This window comes from Stenotrophomonas sp. PS02301, from assembly GCF_029959485.1.
GTDB lineage: Bacteria > Pseudomonadota > Gammaproteobacteria > Xanthomonadales > Xanthomonadaceae > Stenotrophomonas > Stenotrophomonas maltophilia_Z.
This window is the reverse complement of the sequence record NZ_JASCOO010000005.1, coordinates 67,127-88,318: the sequence shown is the minus strand read 5'-3', so window position 1 is coordinate 88,318 and position 21,192 is coordinate 67,127. Positions and strand designations below refer to the sequence as shown.

General features: G+C 68.3%; 19 protein-coding genes and 1 other RNA gene. 5 read left to right on the top strand and 15 right to left on the bottom strand.

The annotated features are described in order from the left end of the window. Positions 1–264 precede the first annotated feature (264 nt). Genes ftsA through mraZ form a run of 13 tightly spaced genes read right to left on the bottom strand, consistent with a single transcriptional unit; the run spans position 265 to position 14,614 of the window. Positions 265–1,500 carry a cell division protein FtsA gene (ftsA, locus tag QMX81_RS02595; RefSeq protein WP_017355446.1) on the bottom strand — a complete coding sequence of 412 codons (1,236 nt, stop codon included), beginning with the start codon at positions 1,498–1,500 and terminating at the stop codon, positions 265–267. Beyond that, positions 1,497–2,249, bottom strand: coding sequence for a cell division protein FtsQ/DivIB (locus QMX81_RS02590; protein WP_121042710.1), 753 nt, complete (start codon positions 2,247–2,249; stop codon positions 1,497–1,499). Before QMX81_RS02590 ends, ftsA begins: the two co-directional genes overlap by 4 nt. After that, a complete protein-coding gene (locus QMX81_RS02585; protein ID WP_282258192.1) occupies positions 2,246–3,229 on the bottom strand; it encodes a D-alanine--D-alanine ligase in 984 nt (327 codons plus the stop codon). The genes QMX81_RS02590 and QMX81_RS02585 overlap by 4 nt, the downstream gene beginning before the upstream one ends. Continuing rightward, on the bottom strand, positions 3,226–4,662 hold the full coding sequence (gene murC, locus QMX81_RS02580; protein ID WP_121042706.1) for a UDP-N-acetylmuramate--L-alanine ligase: 1,437 nt from the start codon (positions 4,660–4,662) through the stop codon (positions 3,226–3,228). Before murC ends, QMX81_RS02585 begins: the two co-directional genes overlap by 4 nt. A gap of 37 nt (positions 4,663–4,699) precedes the next feature. Continuing rightward, entirely contained in the window at positions 4,700–5,794 is a 1,095-nt protein-coding gene (gene murG / locus QMX81_RS02575) for an undecaprenyldiphospho-muramoylpentapeptide beta-N-acetylglucosaminyltransferase (RefSeq protein WP_282258188.1), read from the bottom strand. After that, a complete protein-coding gene (gene ftsW, locus QMX81_RS02570) occupies positions 5,791–7,119 on the bottom strand; it encodes a putative lipid II flippase FtsW (protein ID WP_121042702.1) in 1,329 nt (442 codons plus the stop codon). The genes murG and ftsW overlap by 4 nt, the downstream gene beginning before the upstream one ends. Beyond that, entirely contained in the window at positions 7,119–8,204 is a 1,086-nt protein-coding gene (gene mraY, locus QMX81_RS02565; protein WP_088433957.1) for a phospho-N-acetylmuramoyl-pentapeptide-transferase, read from the bottom strand. The genes ftsW and mraY overlap by 1 nt, the downstream gene beginning before the upstream one ends. Further along, on the bottom strand, positions 8,194–9,588 hold the full coding sequence (gene murF / locus QMX81_RS02560) for a UDP-N-acetylmuramoyl-tripeptide--D-alanyl-D-alanine ligase (protein WP_282258183.1): 1,395 nt from the start codon (positions 9,586–9,588) through the stop codon (positions 8,194–8,196). Before murF ends, mraY begins: the two co-directional genes overlap by 11 nt. Beyond that, complete coding sequence (locus QMX81_RS02555) at positions 9,585–11,087, bottom strand: UDP-N-acetylmuramoyl-L-alanyl-D-glutamate--2,6-diaminopimelate ligase (protein ID WP_282258180.1); 1,503 nt, start codon at positions 11,085–11,087, stop codon at positions 9,585–9,587. The genes murF and QMX81_RS02555 overlap by 4 nt, the downstream gene beginning before the upstream one ends. Then, positions 11,084–12,928, bottom strand: a complete 1,845-nt coding sequence (locus QMX81_RS02550) for a penicillin-binding transpeptidase domain-containing protein (protein ID WP_121042695.1) — start codon at positions 12,926–12,928, stop codon at positions 11,084–11,086. Before QMX81_RS02550 ends, QMX81_RS02555 begins: the two co-directional genes overlap by 4 nt. Further along, positions 12,925–13,188 (bottom strand): cell division protein FtsL, encoded by a 264-nt coding sequence (gene ftsL, locus QMX81_RS02545; protein WP_019182492.1) that lies wholly within the window; start codon positions 13,186–13,188, stop codon positions 12,925–12,927. The genes QMX81_RS02550 and ftsL overlap by 4 nt, the downstream gene beginning before the upstream one ends. Further along, positions 13,185–14,153, bottom strand: coding sequence for a 16S rRNA (cytosine(1402)-N(4))-methyltransferase RsmH (gene rsmH / locus QMX81_RS02540; protein ID WP_121042694.1), 969 nt, complete (start codon positions 14,151–14,153; stop codon positions 13,185–13,187). Before rsmH ends, ftsL begins: the two co-directional genes overlap by 4 nt. 14 nt (positions 14,154–14,167) lie before the next feature. After that, on the bottom strand, positions 14,168–14,614 hold the full coding sequence (mraZ, locus tag QMX81_RS02535) for a division/cell wall cluster transcriptional repressor MraZ (RefSeq protein ID WP_019182494.1): 447 nt from the start codon (positions 14,612–14,614) through the stop codon (positions 14,168–14,170). Positions 14,615–14,938: 324 nt separating this feature from the next. On the opposite strand from mraZ, the gene QMX81_RS02530 reads away from it, so the two are divergent. Next, on the top strand, positions 14,939–15,700 hold the full coding sequence (locus tag QMX81_RS02530) for an NRDE family protein (RefSeq protein WP_282258170.1): 762 nt from the start codon (positions 14,939–14,941) through the stop codon (positions 15,698–15,700). Positions 15,701–15,881: 181 nt separating this feature from the next. Here QMX81_RS02530 and rnpB read toward each other — a convergent pair. Together rnpB and rsmI are read right to left on the bottom strand one after the other, a co-directional pair. Next, positions 15,882–16,232: RNase P RNA component class A (rnpB, locus tag QMX81_RS02525), an RNA gene on the bottom strand. 38 nt (positions 16,233–16,270) lie between these two features. After that, positions 16,271–17,092, bottom strand: coding sequence for a 16S rRNA (cytidine(1402)-2'-O)-methyltransferase (gene rsmI, locus QMX81_RS02520; RefSeq protein ID WP_282258168.1), 822 nt, complete (start codon positions 17,090–17,092; stop codon positions 16,271–16,273). A gap of 79 nt (positions 17,093–17,171) precedes the next feature. Between rsmI and QMX81_RS02515 the strand changes: the two genes are divergently transcribed. From QMX81_RS02515 to QMX81_RS02500, 4 genes are read left to right on the top strand one after another with little or no spacing between them, the layout of a single operon-like run. Further along, a complete protein-coding gene (locus QMX81_RS02515) occupies positions 17,172–18,893 on the top strand; it encodes a penicillin-binding protein activator (protein WP_282258166.1) in 1,722 nt (573 codons plus the stop codon). Continuing rightward, entirely contained in the window at positions 18,842–19,267 is a 426-nt protein-coding gene (locus QMX81_RS02510) for a YraN family protein (protein ID WP_282258164.1), read from the top strand. Before QMX81_RS02515 ends, QMX81_RS02510 begins: the two co-directional genes overlap by 52 nt. Next, positions 19,267–19,803 (top strand): metal-dependent hydrolase, encoded by a 537-nt coding sequence (locus QMX81_RS02505; RefSeq protein ID WP_282258162.1) that lies wholly within the window; start codon positions 19,267–19,269, stop codon positions 19,801–19,803. Before QMX81_RS02510 ends, QMX81_RS02505 begins: the two co-directional genes overlap by 1 nt. A gap of 2 nt (positions 19,804–19,805) precedes the next feature. Beyond that, entirely contained in the window at positions 19,806–21,191 is a 1,386-nt protein-coding gene (locus tag QMX81_RS02500; RefSeq protein ID WP_282258160.1) for an FAD-linked oxidase C-terminal domain-containing protein, read from the top strand. Position 21,192 lies beyond the last annotated feature (1 nt).

The window sequence follows — 21,192 nt, the reverse complement described above, 5'->3', positions numbered from 1 at the left end:
TGTCCTCTTGTTGCCGTTTACGCGGGACGGGGGCTTCGGAGATTCCTTCTCCTGTCCTCCCCACCCATCGTGCCGGCGAGTTGTAGTTGGTATGCCCGGCTGGATAGAGCCAACCGCGGCGGTATTGCCTGCTTCAAAGAACGACCCGTGGGCCGGTGTTGCTACTTCGCACTGCGGGGTGTTGCCTGTGTTGCGTGGACTACGTGGATTTTTCGGGAACTGCTTATCGCGTATTGCATGTGTACTGCGTGTTGCGAACCGCGATCAGAACTCGCCGCGGAACCAGGTTTTGAGCTTCTTGAACATGCTGCCGGCGCGGCCGGTGGGCAGCGACGGGCGACGCGGGTGTTCGATCTGGCTGCCCATCAGCAGCAGGCCCACGCCGGTGGCATGCACCGGGTTGCCCACTACTTCGCCCAGCCCGGTGACGTGCTGCGGAATGCCCACGCGCACCGGCATCTGCAGCATTTCCTCGGCCAGTTCGACCACGCCTTCCATCTTCGAGGCGCCACCGGTGAGCACCATGCCGGCGCGCACCAGTTCCTCGAAACCGGAACGGCGCAGTTCGGCCTGCACCATCTCGAAGATTTCCTCGTAACGGCCCTGCACCGCCTGGGCGAGTGCGTGGCGCGGCATCCGGCGCGGCGGACGATCGCCGACGCTGGGCACCTGGATGCTTTCCTCGGCGGTGGCCAGCTGGGCCAGGGCGCAGGCATAGCGCACCTTGATCTGCTCGGCTTCCGGGGTCGGCGTGCGCAGCATGTGCGCGATGTCGTTGGTGACGTGGTCGCCGGCGATCGGCAGCGAGGCGGTGTGGCAGATCGCGCCCTGCACGAACACGGCCAGGTCGGTGGTGCCGGCGCCCATGTCGACCAGTACCACGCCCAGCTCGCGCTCGTCGGCGGTCAGCACGGCCACGCTGGAGGCCAGCGAGGACAGCACCAGGTCATCGACCTGCAGGCCGCAGCGCTGCACGCACTTGGAGATGTTGGCCGCGGCCGACTGTGCGCACACCACCAGGTGGGCATGCACTTCCAGGCGCACGCCGGTCATGCCGACCGGGTTGCGGATGCCTTCCTGCGAATCGTCCAGCACGTACTCGCGCGGGATCGCATGCAGGATCTTCTGGTCGGCCGGGATCGCCACCGCCTTGGCCGCATCCAGCACGCGATCCAGGTCGCCCCAGGTCACTTCGCCGTCGCGGATCGGCACGATGCCTGGCGAGTTCTTGCACTGCACGTGGTTGCCGGAGATCGAGGCATACACCGAGCGGATCTCGCAGCCGGCCATCAGCTCGGCCTCCTCGACCGCACGCTGGATGGACTGCACGGTCGATTCGATATCCACCACCACGCCGCGCTTGAGACCGCGCGATTCGTGCGAGCCGATGCCGATGACCTCGATCGGATTGCCCGGCGAATACTCGCCGACCAGCGCCACCACCTTGGAGGTGCCGATATCCAGACCAACGATCAGTGATTTGTCACCCTTGCGATTCATGTCCTGTCCTGCGTCCTGTGCGCCACAGTGGCCGGCGTGGCCGGTGCGGCCGGAACCGGGGTACCCCAGCTCAGCGTGAAACCATTGGTGTATCGGAGGTCGGCGCGCTCGATCGGCGCCGCTTGATTGGCCAGCTGCGGCAGCACGCGTACGAAGCGCTGGAGGCGCGAACGGGCATCGTCGCGGCCGACGACGACTTCGGTGCCATTGCTCAGCACCAGCGACCAGCTGCCGCGTGCGTCCATGGTGACCCGCTTGACGTCCACGCCGGCCGGCGCGAACAGCGCGCGCGCATCGTTGTAGAGCGCCACCACTTCTTCGGTCTGGCTGTCCGGCCCATCCAGGTCGGGCAGTTCCAGGTCCTGCAGCTTCTTCGGCGTGGCGAACAACTTGCCCTGCTCGGAGAGCAGGCGGTCATGGCCCCAGCGCGCGAACGGCTTGTGCTCGACCAGGGTGATTTCCAGCACGTCCGGCCACTGCTTGCGGACCTGCGCGCTCTCCACCCACGGCAACGTTTCGATGGCGTCCTGCGCATCCTGCAGCTTGACCGCGAAGAAGCCGGACTTCGCATACGGCAGCACCACCTGCTGCAGCTGCTCGGCCGGCACCCGCTTGAACTCACCGTGCACACGCAGCTTGGCCAACGGCCACCGCTCGGCACCGACCCAGCCGTTGAGCACCGCCACCACCGGCAGTGCCACGACCGACAGGGCCAGCAACCAGACGAAGATGCGCAGCACCGCGTTCATGCGTGGCGGTGCTCCTGTGCGGCGTGACCCGGCAGGGTCTGTTCCAGCACGCGCCAGACCAGCTCTTCAAAGCCGATCCCGGCCTGGCTGGCCGCCTTGGGCACCAGCGAATGGCTGGTCATGCCCGGCGCGGTGTTCACTTCCAGCAGGTAGAAGCGGCCGCTGCTGCGGTCGCGCATCACGTCCACCCGGCCCCAGCCACGGCAACCGGCGGCGCGGAACGCGGCCAGTGCGAGGCGGCGGATCTCGATTTCATCCTCGCCCTCCAGGCCCGGGCACAGGTACTGGGTGTCCTCGGCGATGTATTTGGCGTTGTAGTCGTACCACTGGCCCTTGGGCACGATGCGGATCGACGGCAGCGCCTGGTCGCCCAGGATCGCCACGGTCAACTCGTCGCCGACCACCATCTGCTCCATCAGCAGCTGGCCGTCATAGCGCACCGCCAGCGCGACCGCCTCGTCCAGCCCCGCCTCTTCCACCACGCGGCTGATGCCGACGCTGGAGCCTTCATTGGCCGGCTTGACCACCACCGGCAGGCCGAGCTCGGCCGCAGCGGCGTGGACGTCGGAGGCCTGGTCCAGCGCGATGAAGCGCGGGGTCGGCAGGCCGTGCGACAGCCACACCTGCTTGGTGCGGATCTTGTCCATGCTCAACGCCGAGCCCAGCACGTCCGAGCCGGTGTAGGGCACGCCGAAGGCTTCCATCAGGCCCTGCACGATGCCGTCTTCGCCACCGCCGTCATGGCCGTGGAGGATGTTGAAGACGCGGTCGAAGCGCTTCTCGACCAGCGCGAGCGCCAGGGCCGGGATGCCGTCGACCGCGATCGCATCGACGCCGCGCGCGCGCAGCGCTTCGATCACGTTGCGGCCGGAATCCAGCGAGACGTTGCGCTCGCTGGAGGTACCCCCCAGCAGCACGGCGACGCGGCCGAACATGGCCGGGTCGGTGAGGCGCAGCGGCGGGAAGGTCAGCGCGTTCATGCGGCCGGGGTCTCCTGGAAGCCTTCGCCGGCGATCTGCTGGGCGATGTAGCCGATGTCGCCGGCCCCCATCATCAGCAGCAGGTCACCGTCCTGCAGGACATCGGGCAGCACGTGCGCCAGTTCGGCAGCGTTGCCGACCACGACCGGCTCGCTGCGGCCGCGCGCACGGATGGCGCGGGCCAGCGAACGCGAATCGGCGCCCGGGATCGGCGCTTCGCCGGCCGGGTACACCTCGCTCAGCACCAGCGCATCCACTTCGGACAGCACGGCGGCAAAGGCATCGAACTGATCGCGGGTGCGGCTGTAACGGTGTGGCTGGAACGCCACGACCAGGCGCTGGCTCGGCCAGCCACCCCGGGCAGCAGCGAACACGGCGGCCAGCTCACGCGGATGGTGGCCGTAATCGTCGATCACGCGGACCTTGGCACCGGTGTGCGTGGTGACGATGCCCAGGTCATTGAAGCGGCGGCCGATGCCGGCAAAGCTCTCCAGCGCACGCGCGATCGCCTCCGGCGCCACGCCCAGCTGCCAGCCCACGGCGGCGGCGGCCAGCGCGTTGAGCACGTTGTGCTCGCCCGGCAGGGCCAGCGTCACCGGGTGGCTGCTGCCTTCCGGCAGGCGCAGGGTGAAATGCATGCGCGGCCCGTCCTGGACCACATCCTCGGCACGCACGTCAGCGTTGCTGCTCATGCCATAGCTCATGACATGGCGCGGCGTCTGCGCGGCCAATGCGGCCACTTCCGGATCGTCGATGCACAGCACCGCCAGCCCGTAGAACGGCAGGCGCTGCAGGAACTCGGCGAACGCGGCCTGGACGCGGGCGAAATCGTTGCCGTAGTTCTCCAGGTGGTCCGAATCGATGTTGGTGATCACCGAGACCAGCGGGTTCAGGCGCAGGAAGCTGCCATCGCTTTCGTCGGCTTCGGCCACCAGCCACTGGCCACCGCCAAGCTTGGCGTTGGCACCGGCGGCGAGCAGCTGGCCGCCGATCACGAAGGTCGGGTCCAGCCCGCCTTCGCTCAGCACCGCGGCGGTGAGGCTGGTGGTGGTGGTCTTGCCGTGCGTGCCGGCCACCGCGATGCCGCGGCGGAAGCGCATCAGTTCGGCCAGCATCGCCGCGCGCGGCATGATCGGAATGCGCTGGCTGCGCGCTTCCATCAGTTCCGGGTTGTCATCGCGGATCGCGCTGGAGACGACCACGCAGTCGGTACCAAGCACGTTGGCCGCCGAGTGGCCGCGCATCACGCGCGCACCCAGGCCGGCCAGGCGGCGGGTCGCGGCGTTGTCGGCATTGTCCGAACCGGACACTTCATAGCCCAGCGTCAGCATCACTTCGGCGATGCCGCTCATGCCGGTGCCGCCGATGCCGACGAAGTGCACGCGCGGGAACGCGCGTACCAGGTCGTTGGTGTCGTGGAGGCGGCGGATCATGCGCGGCCTCGCGCCAGGCTGGCGCGCGTAGCGGTGTTCATTTGGATTCCTCGAGAATGATGTCGGCGATGCGCTCAGCGGCATCGACTTTGGCCAGGGCACGCGCGGCGTTGGCCATCTGCATGCGTCGGGCGGAATGTTCGGACAAATCGCGCAACACGCCTTCCAGCTGCGTCGCCAGCGTTTCATCCTGCTTCAGCAACACCGCGGCGCCGCGCTCGACCAGATACTCCGCGTTGCGGGTCTGGTGATCGTCGACGGCCGCAGCGAACGGCACCAGCACGCTGCCCACACCGACGGCGCACAGCTCGGCCAGGGTGGAGGCGCCGGAGCGGCACACCACCAGATCGGCCCAGGCGAACGCCTCGGCCATATCGGCAATGAACGGTTCCACGCTGGCCTGCACAGCGGCATCGGCATACGCCTGCAGCGCTTCGGCATGCAGCTTCTCACCGCTCTGGTGGCGCACCTGCACCGGCATGCCAGCGCCCAGTGCGGCCAGTGCCTTGGGCACTGCGTTGTTGAGCGCGCGTGCGCCCTGGCTGCCGCCGAGCACCAGCAGACGCAGCGGCCCCTGACGGTTGGCCAGGCGCAGCTCCGGCGGCGTGATCGCAGCGATCTCGGCACGCACCGGGTTACCGACCGCTTCCTCGCGTTTGGCGAAGCTGCCCGGAAAACCGGCCAGCACGCGACGGGCGAAGCGCGACAGCACGCGGTTGGTGAGGCCCGGTGCGCGGTTCTGTTCGTGCACCAGCAGCGGCAGGCCATGCAGGCGCGCGGCGATACCGCCGGGGCCGGAGGCGAAGCCGCCGAAGGCGATCACCGCCCGCGGCTGGCGATCGCGGATCAGGAAGCCGGCCGCACGGATCGCACGCAGCAGCCGCAGCGGTGCGCCGATCAGGGCCAGCTTGCCCTTGCCACGCAGGCCGGCGATGGCCAGCGTATCAATGTGGATATCGTGCTGCGGCACCAGGCGCGTTTCCATCGCGCCATCGGCACCGAGCCAGGTGACCGGCACGCCACGTTCGCGCAGCACCTTGGCCACGGCCAGGCCGGGGAAGATGTGCCCACCGGTACCGCCGGCCATGATCATGACCGGGCGCTGGGACGGATCGAGGCGAGGCGTGCTCATCCCATTCTCCCCAGCGTCGGTTCGATGCGCTGCTGCATGCGGCTGGTGCCACGGGTGGCGCTGTCACGCGGTGCGGTGTCGCGGTTGCCGCTGTCCTGCATCGCCGCGGCGACCGCGCTGGCGCTGTCGGCCTTGGGAACATCGCCGGGCAACGGGCCATCCTGGTCGGCGCCCATGCGCACGGCCTGGCGGCGCTCGGCGCGGTCCAGTTCATAGGAAACGCGCAGCAGCAGGCCCATCGCCACGCAGGTCATCAGCACGCTGGAGCCGCCGGAGGAGATCAGCGGCAGGGTCAGGCCCTTGGTCGGCAGGATGCCGAGGTTGACCCCGATCGAAACGAAGCTCTGCATGCTGATCCACAGGCCGATGCCAAAAGCGATGTAGCCGGAGAAGTGGCGCTTCATTTCCACGCAGCGCATGCCCAGCCAGAAGGTGCGGCCGACCAGCAGCGCATACAGCGAGATGATCAGGCAGGTGCCGAGGAAGCCCAGCTCCTCGGCGGTGACCGAAAAGATGAAGTCGGTATGCGCTTCGGGCAGGTAATAGAGCTTCTGCACCGAGTTGCCCAGGCCCACGCCGGTCCACTCGCCACGGCCCACGGCCATCAGCGCATTGGAGAGCTGGTAGCCGTCGCCCTGCTGATCGGCCCACGGATCCAGGAAGGAGGTGATGCGGCGCATGCGGTACGGCTCGATGATCGCCAGCGCGCTCATGCCGACCATGCCGATGATCACCGGCATGGACATGCGCGGCATGTTGACCCCGCCCAGCACCAGCATGCCGGCGGTGATCGCCAGCAGCAGCGTGGACGAGCCGAAGTCCGGCTGCAGCAGCAGCAGCACCACCAGCGCGCCGGCCACGCCGAGCGGCTTGAGCATTGCCGGCCAGGTCGCGTTGACCTCATCGCGGAAGCGGACCAGATAGCTGGACAGCCACACGATGTAGAGCACCTTCACCGCTTCGACGGTCTGGAACTTGGAGATGCCCAGGTTGATCCAGCGGCGGGCACCGTTGACGCTGCTGCCCAGGCCTGGGATGAACACCACCACCAGCAGCGCGAAGCAGCCCAGCAGCAGGATCTGGTTGTACTGCTCGATGCTCTTGAGCTCGGTGCGCATGGCGATGATCGCCAGGCCGATACCCACCGCCAGGAAGATCAGGTGGCGGTTGAGGTAATAGAACGGGCTGCTCATCAACGCGATCGAGCTCGACGCGACCATCACCACGCCCAGCCCGGTGAGCGCGATGATCGCACCCAGCAGCCACTTGTCGAAGTGGCCTCCGATGGCTTCCAGGCGGGTGGCTTGGCGCGACAGGTCGTTCATCAGCGGACCTTCAACGTGGCCAGGCCGATCAGGACCAGCACGACGGAGATGATCCAGAAGCGCACGATCACGCGCGGCTCCGGCCAGCCCTTCAGTTCGAAGTGGTGGTGGATCGGCGCCATGCGGAACACGCGCTTGCCGGTCAGCTTGAACGAAGCGACCTGGATCATCACCGACAGCGTCTCGATCACGAACACGCCGCCCATCACCACCAGCACCAGTTCCTGGCGGGTGATCACCGCGATCGTGCCCAGCACCGCACCCAGCGCCAGCGCGCCGATATCGCCCATGAAGACCATGGCCGGATAGGTGTTGAACCAGAGGAAGCCCAGGCCTGCGCCGGCGATCGCCGCGCAGATGATGACCAGCTCACCGGCGCCCGGGATCTGCGGGATCTGCAGGTAGCTGGAGAACACCACGTTGCCCGAGGCATAGGCGAACACGCCCAGCGCGCAGGCGACCAGCACGGTCGGCATGATCGCCAGCCCGTCCAGGCCGTCGGTCAGGTTGACCGCGTTGGAGAAGCCGACGATCCAGAAATACGCGATGGCCACGAAGCTGATGCCGGCCAGCGGCAGCGCGATCGATTTGAACATCGGGATGTAGAACGTCATCGCCGCCGGGACATCGGCGGTGTAGAACAGGAACAGACCGGCCGCCAGACCGAAGATCGACTGCAGCAGGTACTTCCAGCGCGACTTCAGGCCGTTCGGGTCGCGGCGGACGATCTTGATCCAGTCGTCGTACCAGCCGATCGCGCCGAAGCACAGCATCACGGCCAGCACCAGCCAGACGTAACGGTTGCGCAGGTCAGCCCACAGCAGCACCGACAGCGTGATCGTCAGCAGGATCAGCGAGCCGCCCATGGTCGGCGTGCCGGCCTTGGCGAAATGGGTCTGCGGACCATCCGTACGGATCGGCTGGCCGCCCTTGAACTGGGCCAGCTTGCGGATCATCGCCGGGCCGAGCCACAGCGACAGGAACAGGGCGGTCAGCGCCGCGAGGATGCCGCGCAGGGTCAGGTAGCCGAACAGCCCGAACAGGCTCTCCAACTGCTGCAGCCATCGGGCCAGTTCAAGCAACATTGGGGGTTTCCTCTCCTTGCGCGAGCAGCGCTTTGACGATCGTGTCCATGGCGCTGCCACGCGAGCCCTTGACCAGGCAGCGCACGCCCGCATGCAGTTCGGCGGCGAGCGCGGTGGCCAGGGCCTGATGGCTCTGGAACTGCTGCCCGCCTTCACCGAAGGCGGTCGAGGCGGCGGCGCTCAGCGGGCCGAGCGTGTACAGCCGCTTCAGGCCGGCATCGCGGGCGCGGCGACCTGCCTGGGCATGCAGCGCCTCGCCGTCCGGGCCGAGTTCGCGCATGTCGCCCAGTACCAGCCAGCCCTCGTCCTTCGAGGCAGCCAGGGCATCGATGGCGGCGGCCAGCGAACCGGGGTTGGCGTTGTAGCTGTCATCGATCAGCACCGCGCCGCTGGGCAGCTGGTGCGCGATCTGGCGGCCGGGCACCGGCTCGGCGCGGGCCAGGCCGGCGGCGATCTGCGCCACCGCAATGCCCGCGGCCAGCGCCAGCGAGGCAGCGGCCAGCGCGTTGCTGATGTTGTGCCGGCCCGGCAGGCCCAGCGTGATCTCGGCATCGCCCGCGGGCGTGGACAGGACGAATTGGCTGCCCTGCGCGGCCGGGCGGATCGCACGCGCGGTGACATCGGCGGTGTGCTCCAGGCCGTAGCGCAGCACGCGGCAGCGCGGCGGCTGGCCGACAATGTGCTGTTCGAACCAGATCCCGAAGGCGTCATCGGCATTGATCACGGCCACGCCATCGGAAGGCAGCGCCGCGTAGATCGCGCCCTTGGTGGTGGCCACGCCCTGCAGGCTGCCCATGCGTTCCAGATGCGCCGGGGCGATGTTGTTCACCAGCGCGTAGTGCGGGCGCACGATCTCGGTGAGGTAGGCGATGTCGCCCGGCTTGCCGGCGCCCATCTCGTAGACGGCGTAGTCGGCATCTTCCGGCGCATCGAGCACCGCCAGCGGCAGGCCGATCTCGTTGTTGCGGTTGCCCGGGTTGGCGTAGACCACCTTGCGGTCGTCACGTGCCACCTGTTCCAGGATCGCCAGCAGCAGGCTCTTGACGCTGGTCTTGCCGTTGCTGCCGGTGATCGCGAAGACCGCGGTGTCGCGGTCACGCTGCATGCCGGCGGCGATGCGGCCCAGGGCGTGTTCGCTGTCGGCGACCACGATCTGCGGCAGGGCGACATCGAGCAGGCGCTCGACCAGCATCGCCGAGGCACCGCGCGCGAGCGCGTCGGCCGCGAAGTCATGGCCATCGAAACGCTCGCCACGCAGCGCCACATACAGGCTGCCCGGCGCGAGCGTACGGGTGTCATTGCTGATGGCATCGATGGCGGTATCCTCGCCATGGATCTCGCCACCGGCCCAGTGAGCGATCAGCGACAGGGGGGTGCGCTTCATGGTGCCTCCATGCGCGGCGTGCCCGCGTTGTCTACGCGCGCGGCCAGCACACGGCCGGCCACCTCGGTGTCATCGAAGGTGTGCTTGACCCCGTGGATCTCCTGATAGGGCTCGTGACCCTTGCCGGCGATCAGCACGATATCGCCCGCACCGGCCTGGCCGATCGCGGTGGCGATCGCGACGGCTCGGTCGCGCTGCACGGTGACGGCAGCGGGTGCATCAAATCCCTTCAGGATGTCGGCCACGATCACGTCGCCGTCTTCGCCGCGCGGATTGTCGTCGGTGACGATCACCACGTCGGCGTGTTGCTCGGCGATGGCGGCCATCTGCGGGCGCTTGCCGGTATCGCGCTCGCCGCCGCAGCCGAACACGCAGATCAGGCGCCCGGCCAGATGGCCCTGCACGCTGGTCAGCGCCTGTTCCAGCGCATCCGGGGTGTGCGCGTAATCGATCACGACGGTGGGCAGGCCACCCTCGCCGCCCAGGCGGTTCATGCGCCCGGCGATCGGCTGCAGCTGCGAGAGCAGCGCGGCGATCGCGGCTGGGGCGTGATCCAGCGCATACAGCGCACCGGCCACGGCCAGCAGATTGTCCACATTGAACCGGCCGAGCAGCGGCGACTGCACCGGGTGGCGCTGACCGTCCACGACCAGATCGAAGGCGATGCCGCGGCCATCCAGGGTGAGTGAATCAGCGCGTACGGTGGCCTGTGCGGCACCGCGCGAGCTCACGCCGATCGGACGCACGGTCTCCCCGACGGTGCGCAGCAGTTCGCTGCCGAAGCTGTCATCGAGGTTGACCACGGCGGCCGTGAGCCCGTCGCGGTGGAACAGCTTGGCCTTGGCCGCACCGTACTGCGCCATGTCGCCGTGATAGTCGAGATGGTCGCGGGTGAGATTGGTGAACACCGCAACGTCGTAATGCACGGCATCCACGCGGCCCTGATCGAGCGCGTGCGAGCTGACTTCCATCGCCACGGCCTGGCCCCCCCCGTCGCGCAGCTGCGCCAGCACCTCATGCATCTGCAGCACCAGCGGCGTGGTGAAGCCGGTCGGCACCACGTCGCCATAAAGGCCGACGCCCAACGTGCCGATGCTGCCGCTGCGGGTGCCGAGCAGGTGCCAGGCCTGGGCCAGCAACTGCACGGTGGAGGTTTTACCGTTGGTGCCGGTCACCCCGACCATCGTCATCGCGCGCGAGGGGTGGCCGTGGAACTGATCGGCCATCGCGCCCATGCGGTGGCGCAGGCCCGGCACGGCAATCGCATCGGCCGGGGCCGGCAGCTCGGCCGGGGCCGGCGGCTCGAACAGGATCGCCCCGGCGCCGTTGGCGCGGGCCTGATCGACGAAGCCCAGGCCGTGCGCGCCGAAGCCGGCGATCGCCACGAAGGCATTGCCCGGGCGCACCGCACGGCTGTCCAGCACCAGGCCGGTGATGGTCGGGTCGTGGCTCAGCACCACATCGGGAAGCAACTGCGACAGCAACATCATCTGGCTCATTGCGTGCCTCCCTGCGCGGGCGGCACTGTGGCGTGCGCGCTGGGCAGCGCGGCATCGAATTCTGCGGCGGCATCGGGCGCGATCACCGTTTCCGGCGGCGGCATCGGCAGCACCGAGGCCGAGTGGCCCATCTTTCCGGACTGCTGGGCGGCCAGCCACGACTCGATGTCGTCCGGCGGCACGTCCATCAGGCGCAGCGCGCCCTCCATCACGTTGTGGAACACCGGCGCGGAGACCAGGCCGCCGTAATACTTGCCGCCCTGCGGGTCGTTGATGACGATCACCGTGGCGAAGCGCGGGTTGGTGGCGGGCACCACGCCGGCGAACAGCGCGTTGTAATGGCCACGCTCGTAACCGCCGGGGCCGGCCTTGCGGGCGGTGCCGGTCTTGCCGGCCACGTGGTAACCCAGCACCGCCGCCTGCTTGGCGCCGCCCTGGGTGACCACGGTTTCCATCATCGCCACGACTTCCTTGGCGATCTTCTCGTCGATGATCTGCTTGCCTTCGTTGCGCTGACCCTTGACGAAGGTCGGCGCGATCAGCTTGCCGCCGTTGCCCAGCGCCGAGTAGGCGGTCGCGATCTGCAGCGGGCTGACATTCAGGCCGTAGCCGTAGGACATGGTGGTCTTGGAGGGACCACTCCAGCGCGCCGGGCGCGGCAGCACGCCGGCCGATTCGCCCGGGAAGCCGCTGTGCGGGGCAACGCCATAACCGAAGCTGTGAATGTGGTCGTAGAAGACCTGGTCCGGCATCTTGGCGGCGATCTTGGCCGCCCCGATGTTCGAGCTGCGGGTGATCACGCCGGTGACGTTGAGCACGCCATTGTTCCGCGGCACGTCCTTGATCGTGTAGCGGCCCAGCGCCATGTAGCCCGGGTTGGTGTCCACCGTGGTGTCTTTGGTGACCACGCCGGACTGCAACGCCGAGGCGATGGTCAGCGGCTTCATGGTCGAACCCGGCTCGACCAGATCGGTCACCGCGCGGTTGCGGCGGGTGTCCGGCGCAGCGCCACCGACGGCATTGGGGTTGTAGGTCGGCAGGTTGACCATGGCCAGGATCTCGCCGGTGGCCACATCCATGATCACCATCGAGCCGCCCGCGGCCTTGTTCTCGATCAGCGCGTTGCGCAGCTCCTTGAAGGCCAGGAACTGGATGCGGCGGTCGATGCTGAGAGTGAGGTCCTTGCCCGGCTCGGCGGCGCGCAGCAGATCGCTCTCCACCGTATCGCCCTTGCGGTTGCGGATCACGCGCTTGGCGCCGGCCTTGCCGCGCAGCCATTCGTCGAAGGCCAGCTCCAGCCCTTCCTGGCCGCGGTCGTCGATGTTGGTGAAGCCGAGCACGTGCGCCATCGCCTCACCCTGCGGGTAGAAACGACGGAACTCGCGCTGCGAGGCCACGCCCGGGATCTTCATCGCGACCACTTTTTCCGCGTCGTCCGGATTGATCCGGCGGCGCAGGTACATGAATTCTTTATCGGCCTTCTGCGAGAGCTTGGAGGTCAGCTCATCCAGCGGCATGCCCAGCGCGGTTGCCAGCTCGGGGATACGGTCCGGCGAACGTAGCAGTTCCTGCGGGTTGACCCAGATCGAGGCGACCGGGGTGGACACCGCGACCGGCTCGCCATTGCGGTCGGTGATCATGCCGCGCGAGGTGTTGATCGGCAGTTCGCGCAGGTAACGGGCTTCGCCCTGGCGCTGGTAGAACTCGCTGTTGATGATCTGCACGTAGGCGGCACGGCCGACCAGCGAGACCGAGCACAGGCCGAGCGCCAGCCCCACCCACTTCAGGCGCTGGCGGAGGTTGAAGCTGTTGCGCGCACGGTTGCGGCCGGACTTGTTCATGGCCGGATCACCACGACATCGGCCGCTTCGGGAAACTTCATGCCCAGGCGCTCGCGGGCGACGCGGTCGACCCGGGTGGCCTCGGCCAGGGTGGCCTGCTCAAGCTGCAGGCGACCGAACTCGATGTTGATCTCATCGCGCGCACGCTCGACCCGGGACAGCTCCACGAAGGTCTGGCGGTGGCGATGGCGCATGAACACCACACCGATCGCCGAGGCGACGGTGCAGGCCAGCAGCACGATCAACAGCAGGCGGCTCATCCAGCCACCTCGCGCTTTTCGGCGACACGCAGTACGGCGCTGCGCGAGCGCGGATTGACTGCCAGCTCGTCGTCTTCGGCCTTGATGGCGCCACCGTGCAGGTCCAGCGTCGGCACGAACGCAGCCAGCTCCGGCAACCGGCGGTTGCTCGGCGGTGCCTTGGCGTAGCGGTTCATGAACTGCTTGACGATGCGGTCTTCCAGCGAATGGAAGCTGATCACCGCCAGCCGGCCACCGGGCTTGAGGCGTGCCAGTGCCGCGTCCAGGCCGGCCTCAAGGTCGGCCAGTTCGCGGTTGATATGGATGCGGATCGCCTGGAAGCTGCGCGTGGCCGGGTGGATCTTGTCCTTGCCACGCGGCATCACCGAGGCGATCAACTCCGCCAGCTCGGCGGTGCGGGTGAAGGGTTGCTTGTCGCGGCGGGCGACGATGGCCTTGGCGATGCGGCGACCCTGGCGCTCTTCGCCGTAGGTCCACAGCACGTCCATCAGCTCGCGCTCTTCAACACGGTTGAGCCACTGCGCCGCGCTTTCACCGCTGTCCGGATCCATGCGCATGTCCAGCGGGCCGTCCTTGCCGAAGCTGAAACCGCGCTCGGCGACATCCAGCTGGGGCGAGGACACGCCCAGGTCGAACAGCACGCCATCCAGGCCCTGCGCGGTGGCCTCCCAGTGCAGCAGATCAGCAAAGCTGCCACGGAAGATCGAGACGCGCGGGTCCGGCGCGAAATCACGCTCGGCTACCGCAATCGCCTCCGGATCCTTGTCCATGACCAGCAGCCGGCCTCCAGGACCGAGTTGCTCGAGCACGCCGCGGGCGTGACCGCCACGACCAAACGTGCCATCGAGATACACTCCGTTTTCGATCACCTTCAGGCCATCCAGGACCTGCGTGTACAGGACCGGCAGGTGGCCTGCCGGCGGCTGCGACACCGGAAGGTGACCGGTCTGCGCTGCTCCGCGCATCCGGGCACCCCGGCTCACAACTTCAGGTCGAGCAACCCATCGCCGAGATCCTCGTCAGACAACGTCTGCTGGATCAACGCGCGATGAGCCTGCTCGCTCCACAATTCGAATTTGTCGCCCATACCGAGCAGCACCGCCTTCTTTTCAATGCCAACGGCACCACGGTGGCTGGCGGGAATACTGATGCGGCCGTTGCCGTCCAACTCCAGATGCGCGGCCGAACCGACCAGCTTCTGTTGCAGGAGGCGCACGACGCGCTGTGTGTTGGGCTTGGACATGACGTCATCACGGACGCGTTCCCATTCCTGTTCGGCGTACAACCAGAGGCAGCCGGACTCGAACGGGTTGTAGGTCAGGACCAGACGGTTGTTGCTCACACGCGCAACAAGGTCGCGATGCGCGGTCGGAACCGCCATGCGCCCTTTGTCGTCAACAGTGATGGCCGTCTCGCCTTGAAACACGACGTTTTCACCTTTCCTTCGCCCGGTGAAACATTGAACCACGAAAAACCACAAAAAACCCGGTTTCCCCTCTGATGCCCACCTTAGCAGTGCCGATTGGGTTGTCAACAACTTTGCGAAGGGGAAATCACTTTGAACATCAAGGGCTTGCAGCAATGTTTAGAGACTTGTTCAAGGCTTATCCACAAGTTGCTGTTTCGTCTCATTTTTTGAGATTTCGCCGAAGTTCAGGCCTGTGGAGACCGCGTGAAACATCCGCCCGTATTCATCCCTGACGGGGTCGCCATCGCCCCGGCGCTGCGCAGAACCGGCACACTGTGAGGCATGTGTCTGCTCGCGCTTGCCTGGAAAACCCACCCCCGCTGGCCGTTGGTGATGGCCGGTAACCGCGATGAGTTCCACGCGCGGCCGACCGCCGCCCTGCGCCGATGGCCCGCACCGGATGACGGAGTGGCCGCGGGCCGCGACCTGCGCTCGGGAGGGACCTGGGCCGGGATCGGCCCGGCGGGGCGGATGGCGGTGGTGACCAACGTCCGCGATCCGCAAGCCCGGCAGACCGGCCCCTCCCGCGGCGCACTGGTGGCCGACTATCTGCGTGATGCCGTGCCGGCCGCACTGTTCGCGGACGAGCTCGCGCGGCGAGCAGTCGAATTCGCCCCCTTCAATCTGTTACTGGCCGATCGCGACAGCTGCCAGTTCCTGGGCAACCACCCCCTGCACCGCCAGTCGCTGGCGCCGGGCATCCATGGCATGTCCAACGGGCCGCTGGATGCGCCGTGGCCGAAAACCGTGACATTGAACGCAGCACTGCGCGCATGGGTGGACCACGGCGACGATGATCTGGCCCCGCTGTGGAAGGCCCTGCGTGATGAAACCCGCGCTGAGGACAGCACCCTGCCGGATACCGGCATCGGCCTGGAGCGCGAGCGCTGGCTGTCGTCCCCCTTCATCCGCAGCCCCGAGTACGGCACCCGCGCCAGCACGATCATCGTGCTGGACGCCAACGGCCACGGCTTCATCACCGAGCGGCGGTTCGATGCGGAAGGTGTCTGTGTGGGTGAAACGACGCTGGCAACGCACGGCTAAGCCGGTAGGGACAGCGCCGTGATCAACAGGTACTCAACGCCCAGGACAATCAAGCCGAGTAACAGCCCCCTTTAGTCAAAGGGGGCGCGCCGTCAGGCGCGGGGAATTGGAGGCTGGTAGCCCGGGGCCCAAGGTTTGCGCTGCAAACCTTGGGGCTTTTTTCGCGAGTCCGCGAAAAAAGCGGCGGAGCCGGCCGATAAGCCGGGTTTTGTCGTGGACAGTCATTCTTCTAGGCGCTGCGTCACCGCAGCGCTCAAGCAACCTACCCGGACCCGACGCGGGCCACGCCATTAGGTCCCTATTTGGTCTTGCTCCAGGTGGGGTTTGCCGTGCCGGTCTGTTACCAGACTCGCGGTGCGCTCTTACCGCACCATTTCACCCTTACCGGCTCCCCGAAGGGAACGTAGGCGGTATCTTTCTGTTGCACTTTCCGTCGGCTCGCGCCGCCCAGGCGTTACCTGGCACCTTGCCCTGTGGAGCCCGGACTTTCCTCGGCATCCGCAAGGGATGACGCGACTGTCTGGCCGACTCCGCCGCGCGCATTGTCCCACAAAACAAGGACGATCGCGGTTACCCGCCGTACAACGCCTTGCGCGGGGCACCGGTGATTTCCGCCGCCAGCTTGGCTGCGGTCGAGGGCGGCAGGTGCTCGCTCAGCCTGGCGTACAGGCGCCGGCCCTGAACCAGCTGAGCCTCCTCATCGTCGGCCGCGCCCTGCACCATCACCACGAACTCGCCCTTGCGCTGGTTGTCGTCCGCCTCGACCTGCTGCAGCAGCGAGGCCAGATCGCCATCCAGCACGGTCTCGAACAGCTTGGTCAGCTCACGCGCCAGCACCGCGGGCCGCTCGGGCCCGAACGCGGCGACCATGTCCGCCAGCGATTCGGTGATCCGGTGCGAGGATTCGTAGAACACCAGCGTGCGGGTTTCACCGGCCAGCGCATGCAGCCGCTCGCGGCGGCCGGACGCCTTGGCCGGCAGAAAGCCTTCGAACGTGAAGCGGTCGCTCGGCAGGCCGGCCACGCTGAGCGCGGCGATCGCCGCACAGGCGCCGGGAATCGGGCTGACCTTGATCCCGGCTTCGCGCGCGGCGCGGACCAGGCGGTAGCCCGGGTCGCTGACCAGCGGGGTGCCGGCATCACTGACCAGCGCCAGCGACTCGCCCGCCAGCAGGCGCGCCACGATCCGCTGCGACAACACCTCTTCATTGTGGTCATGCAGGGCCACCAGCGGCTGCTGGATGCCGAAGTGGGCCAACAGCTGGCCGCTGCGGCGGGTGTCCTCGGCGCAGATCGCGGCCACCGAACGCAGCACGTCCTGCGCGCGCGGGGTCAGATCGGCGAGGTTGCCGATCGGGGTGGCAACGACATACAGCGTGGGGACAGCACTCATCAGCGGCTCTTCCGTGGTCAAGGGTAGAATCGTACCGTTCCCCGGCCACGGCCGCTGCCCCCATCGAATGGACCTGATCATGAACAAGCCCGTCGTACGGATCTCCGCCCTTTCGTTGTCGCTGATGCTGCTTGCCGGCTGCGCCACGACCAGCTTCACCAGTGCGCCGGATTCGCCGGCCCAGAGCCAGGCCCTGGCGCTGATCGAGCAGGGCAAGCCGCGCGATGCGGCGGTCCAGCTGGAAGCGCTGGCCAACACCCTGCGCGGCAGTGCCCGCAGCGCCGCCCTGGCCGATGCCGCCTTTGCCTGGCACGAAGCCGGCGATGCCACCCGCGCCCGCACCCTGCTGGCCCAGCTCACCGCGCGCCAGCTCAGCGGCGCCAGCCTCCAGCGCTACCAGCTGACCACCGCCGAACTCGCGCTGGCCGACAAGCAGCCGGCGCAGGCGCTGGCCGCGCTGAAAGAACCGGCCGACGCGGTCACCCCCTCGCTGCAAACCCGCTGGCACCTGGCCCGCGCCAACGCACTGCAGGCCACCGGCGACAACCTCGGTGCCGCGCTCGAGCGCGCCCGTGCGCACGCCGCACTGACCGGCAAAGCGCGCAGCGACAACCAGCAGGCCATCGCCGGCCTGCTCGGCACGCTGGACGATGCCACCCTGCGCGCGCGCGCGGCGGCGCTGCCGGCCAATGAACCGCTGTACAACTTCGCCGGCCGTGCGCTGATCGCCCGTGGCCTGCCGCTGCCGCGTCCGTTCGATCGCGAAGGCGCCTCGCAGTTCGATACCAGCAAGCGCCCGCCGGCGATGAGCGATGGCTACCGCCCGCCGGTGAAGATGGCGGTGCTGTTGCCGCTCAGCGGCCGCCTGGCCACCGCCGCGCAGCCGGTCCGCGATGGCCTGCTCAGCGGCTACTACGGCGAAACCCGCCGTCGCCCGGACATCCAGTTCATCGACACCGCCGGTACCGCCGCCGGTGCCTTGGCCGCCTACGACAAGGCCGTGACCGCCGGTGCCGATTTCATCGTCGGCCCGCTGGGGCGCGACGAAGTGGATGCCGTCTTCGGCCGCCGCGAGCTGCCCGTGCCGGTGCTCGCCCTGAACCGCGGCAAGGACACCCCGCCGGCCGGCAGCGCCGGTTTCTCGCTGGCCCCGGAAGACGACGGCATCATCGCCGCCGAATACCTGCGCGGCCGCGAGCGCAGCAAGGTGCTGGTGATCCACAGCAACGACGACAACGGCCGCCGTGCCGCGGCCGCCTTCCGCGAGCGCTTCGCGCAGCGTGGCGGGCAGGTGGTGGCCACCATCGGCGTGAGCGACACCGTCGGCGACATCGGTGCGCAGGTGCGCGCGGCAGGCGCCATCGACGGCGTGCTGCTGGCGGTGAAGGCGCCGCAGGCGCGTGCACTGACCCCGCAGCTGGCGCTGGCCGGTGCCGGTGGCGCGAGCCGCGTCGGCACCTCGCAGCTGACCGTCGGTGCCGGCAAGCCGGAAGAAGACATGGCGCTGGACGGCATCGTCTACCCCAACGAAGCCTGGAACGTGCGCGGCGTGCCCGGCCTGCCGGCCGCCTCCACCGCCGGGCAGATCCTGCCCTCGGCGCGTGGCGCGTCCGGTCGCCTGTTCGCGTTCGGTTTCGATGCGTGGAAGATCAGCGCCTACCTGGACAAGGTCGCCACCGAAGGCGGCCTGGCCGGCGCCACCGGCACCCTGTTCCTGGACAGCAACGGCAACGTACTGCGGGTGCCGGCATGGTCGACCTTCAGCGGTGGCCGGCCGATGCCGATCGCCAGCAGCAACTGAGCCACGTGCCCACCGGGCGCGCGGTACGCGGTGCGGCGGTGGAAGCTGCCGCGCAGCACCATCTCCGTGAGGCCGGGCTGCGCCCGGTCACCACCAACGCGCGGTATCGCCGCGGTGAGATCGACCTGGTCATGCGCGACGGCGAGGTCGTCGTGTTCGTGGAAGTCCGCTACCGCGCCAGTGCCCGCTTCGGCGGTGGCGCGGCTTCGGTGGATCTGCGCAAGCGACGCAAGCTGGTGATCGCCGCGCAGCTGTTCCTGCAATCCCATCCCTGGCTGGCCGAGCAGCCCTGCCGCTTCGACGTGGTTGAAGCCAGTGGCGAGCCCCCGCAGCTGAACTGGCTGCGGGACGCGTTCCGGCTGGAAGACTGCTGATGCCCTCGATCTTTACCCACGCCGCCATTCCGCTGGCGCTGTGGTGCGCCGCGGATCGCGGCCGCATCTCCACGCCGTTGCTCACCGCCGGCGTGGTCGCGGCCATGCTGCCGGATGCGGACGTGCTCGCCTTCGCGTTGCACATTCCCTACGCCGACAGCTTCGGCCATCGGGGCGCCAGCCATTCGATCCTATTCGCCGCGCTGATGGCCGTGCTCGCCGCGCTGCTGCACCGGCGCCTGCGCGCCACGGCGGTGCAGGCGGCTGCGTTCGTCGGCCTGTGCGCACTGTCGCATCCATTGCTGGATGCATTCACCTCCGGCGGGCTTGGCGTCGCGCTGTGGTGGCCATGGAGCGGCGAACGCGTCTTCGCCCCTTGGCGCCCGATCCGCGTCTCGCCCTTCGCGCCGCAGTTCTTCAGCGCGCGCGGGATGGCGACCGTCCTTTCCGAACTGCGTTGGGTGTGGCTGCCACTGGCGCTGGCCGTGATCGGCTGGCGCGCGATCCAACGTGCCCCTGTTGATTCCCGGACCTGATGATGACCCCTGCCCTGCCCACGGCGTTCGTTGCCACCCTGCATGCGCTGCTCGGCGACGACGGCTGGCGAACGGATGACAGCGCACGCAACGCACATGCCCAGGACAACTCGTGGCGGCACACGCTGCCGGCCGGTGTCGCCTTCCCGCGCGATCGCGAGCAGGTCGTCGCCCTGGTCCGCGCCTGCCGCGAACATCGCATCGCCCTGGTCGCGCGCGGCGCAGGCACCGGCACCACCGGCGCTGCCGTGCCGATGGAAGGCAGCATCGTGCTCTCGTTCGCGCGGATGAACCGTATCCTCGCCATCCAGCCCGGCGACCGCTGCGCGGTGGTCGAACCCGGCGTGCTCAACGGCGACCTGCAGCAGGCGCTGATGCCGCACGGCCTGTTCTGGCCGCCGGACCCTTCCAGTGCGGAGATCTGCAGCATCGGCGGCAACCTCGCCTGCAATGCCGGTGGCCCGCGCGCGGTGAAGTACGGCACCAGCCGCGACAACGTGCTCGGTCTGGTTGCCGTCACCGGTGCCGGTGAACTGATCACCTGCGGCGGGCCGTACACGAAGGACGCCACCGGCTACGACTTGACCCATCTGCTGGTCGGCAGCGAAGGCACGCTGGCCCTGATCGTGGAAGCGACCCTGAAGCTGACCCCGCTGCCAGTGACGCAGGCCGGGCTGCGCGTGCTCTACCGCGATGCGGACGCCGCCGCGCAGGCGGTGTCGCGCCTGATGGCGCAGCCGGTGGTGCCCACGCGCCTGGAGTTCATGGATGCGCGCAGCCTTGAGCTGCTGCGTCGCAATGGGGCTGACGTGCCCGAGGCCGGCGCGATGCTGCTGGTGGAGGCGGACGGCGACCACGACACCCTGCCCTACCTGCTGCAGGCCCTCGCGGCGGCCGCCGAAGGCGACGGTCTGATCGCGCTGGATGTGGCGATGGAAGGCAGCGCGCGCGAAACCCTGTGGGCCGCGCGCAAGGCGCTGTCACCGGCGCTGCGCAGCATCGCACCGGGCAAGATCAACGAAGACGTGGTGGTACCGGTCTCGCGCATTCCCGCGCTGGTCGCCGGGGTGCAGGCACTATCGGCGGAGTTCGCTCTGCCGATCGTCACCTTCGGCCATGCCGGCAACGGCAACCTGCACGTCAACATCCTCTACCACCCGGACGATGCCGGCGAGAACGCACGCGCCCATGCGGCGCTGCCGCGCGTGTTCGCGCTGACCCTGGCACTGGGCGGCACGCTCTCCGGCGAACACGGCATCGGCCTGGCCAAGCGCGATTTCATGGCACAGGCGTTCACCCCGGCCACGCTGGCGGCGATGCGCGCGATCAAGGGTGCGCTGGATCCGGATGGGATTCTCAATCCGGGGAAGGTGCTGCCGCCGGTGTGAT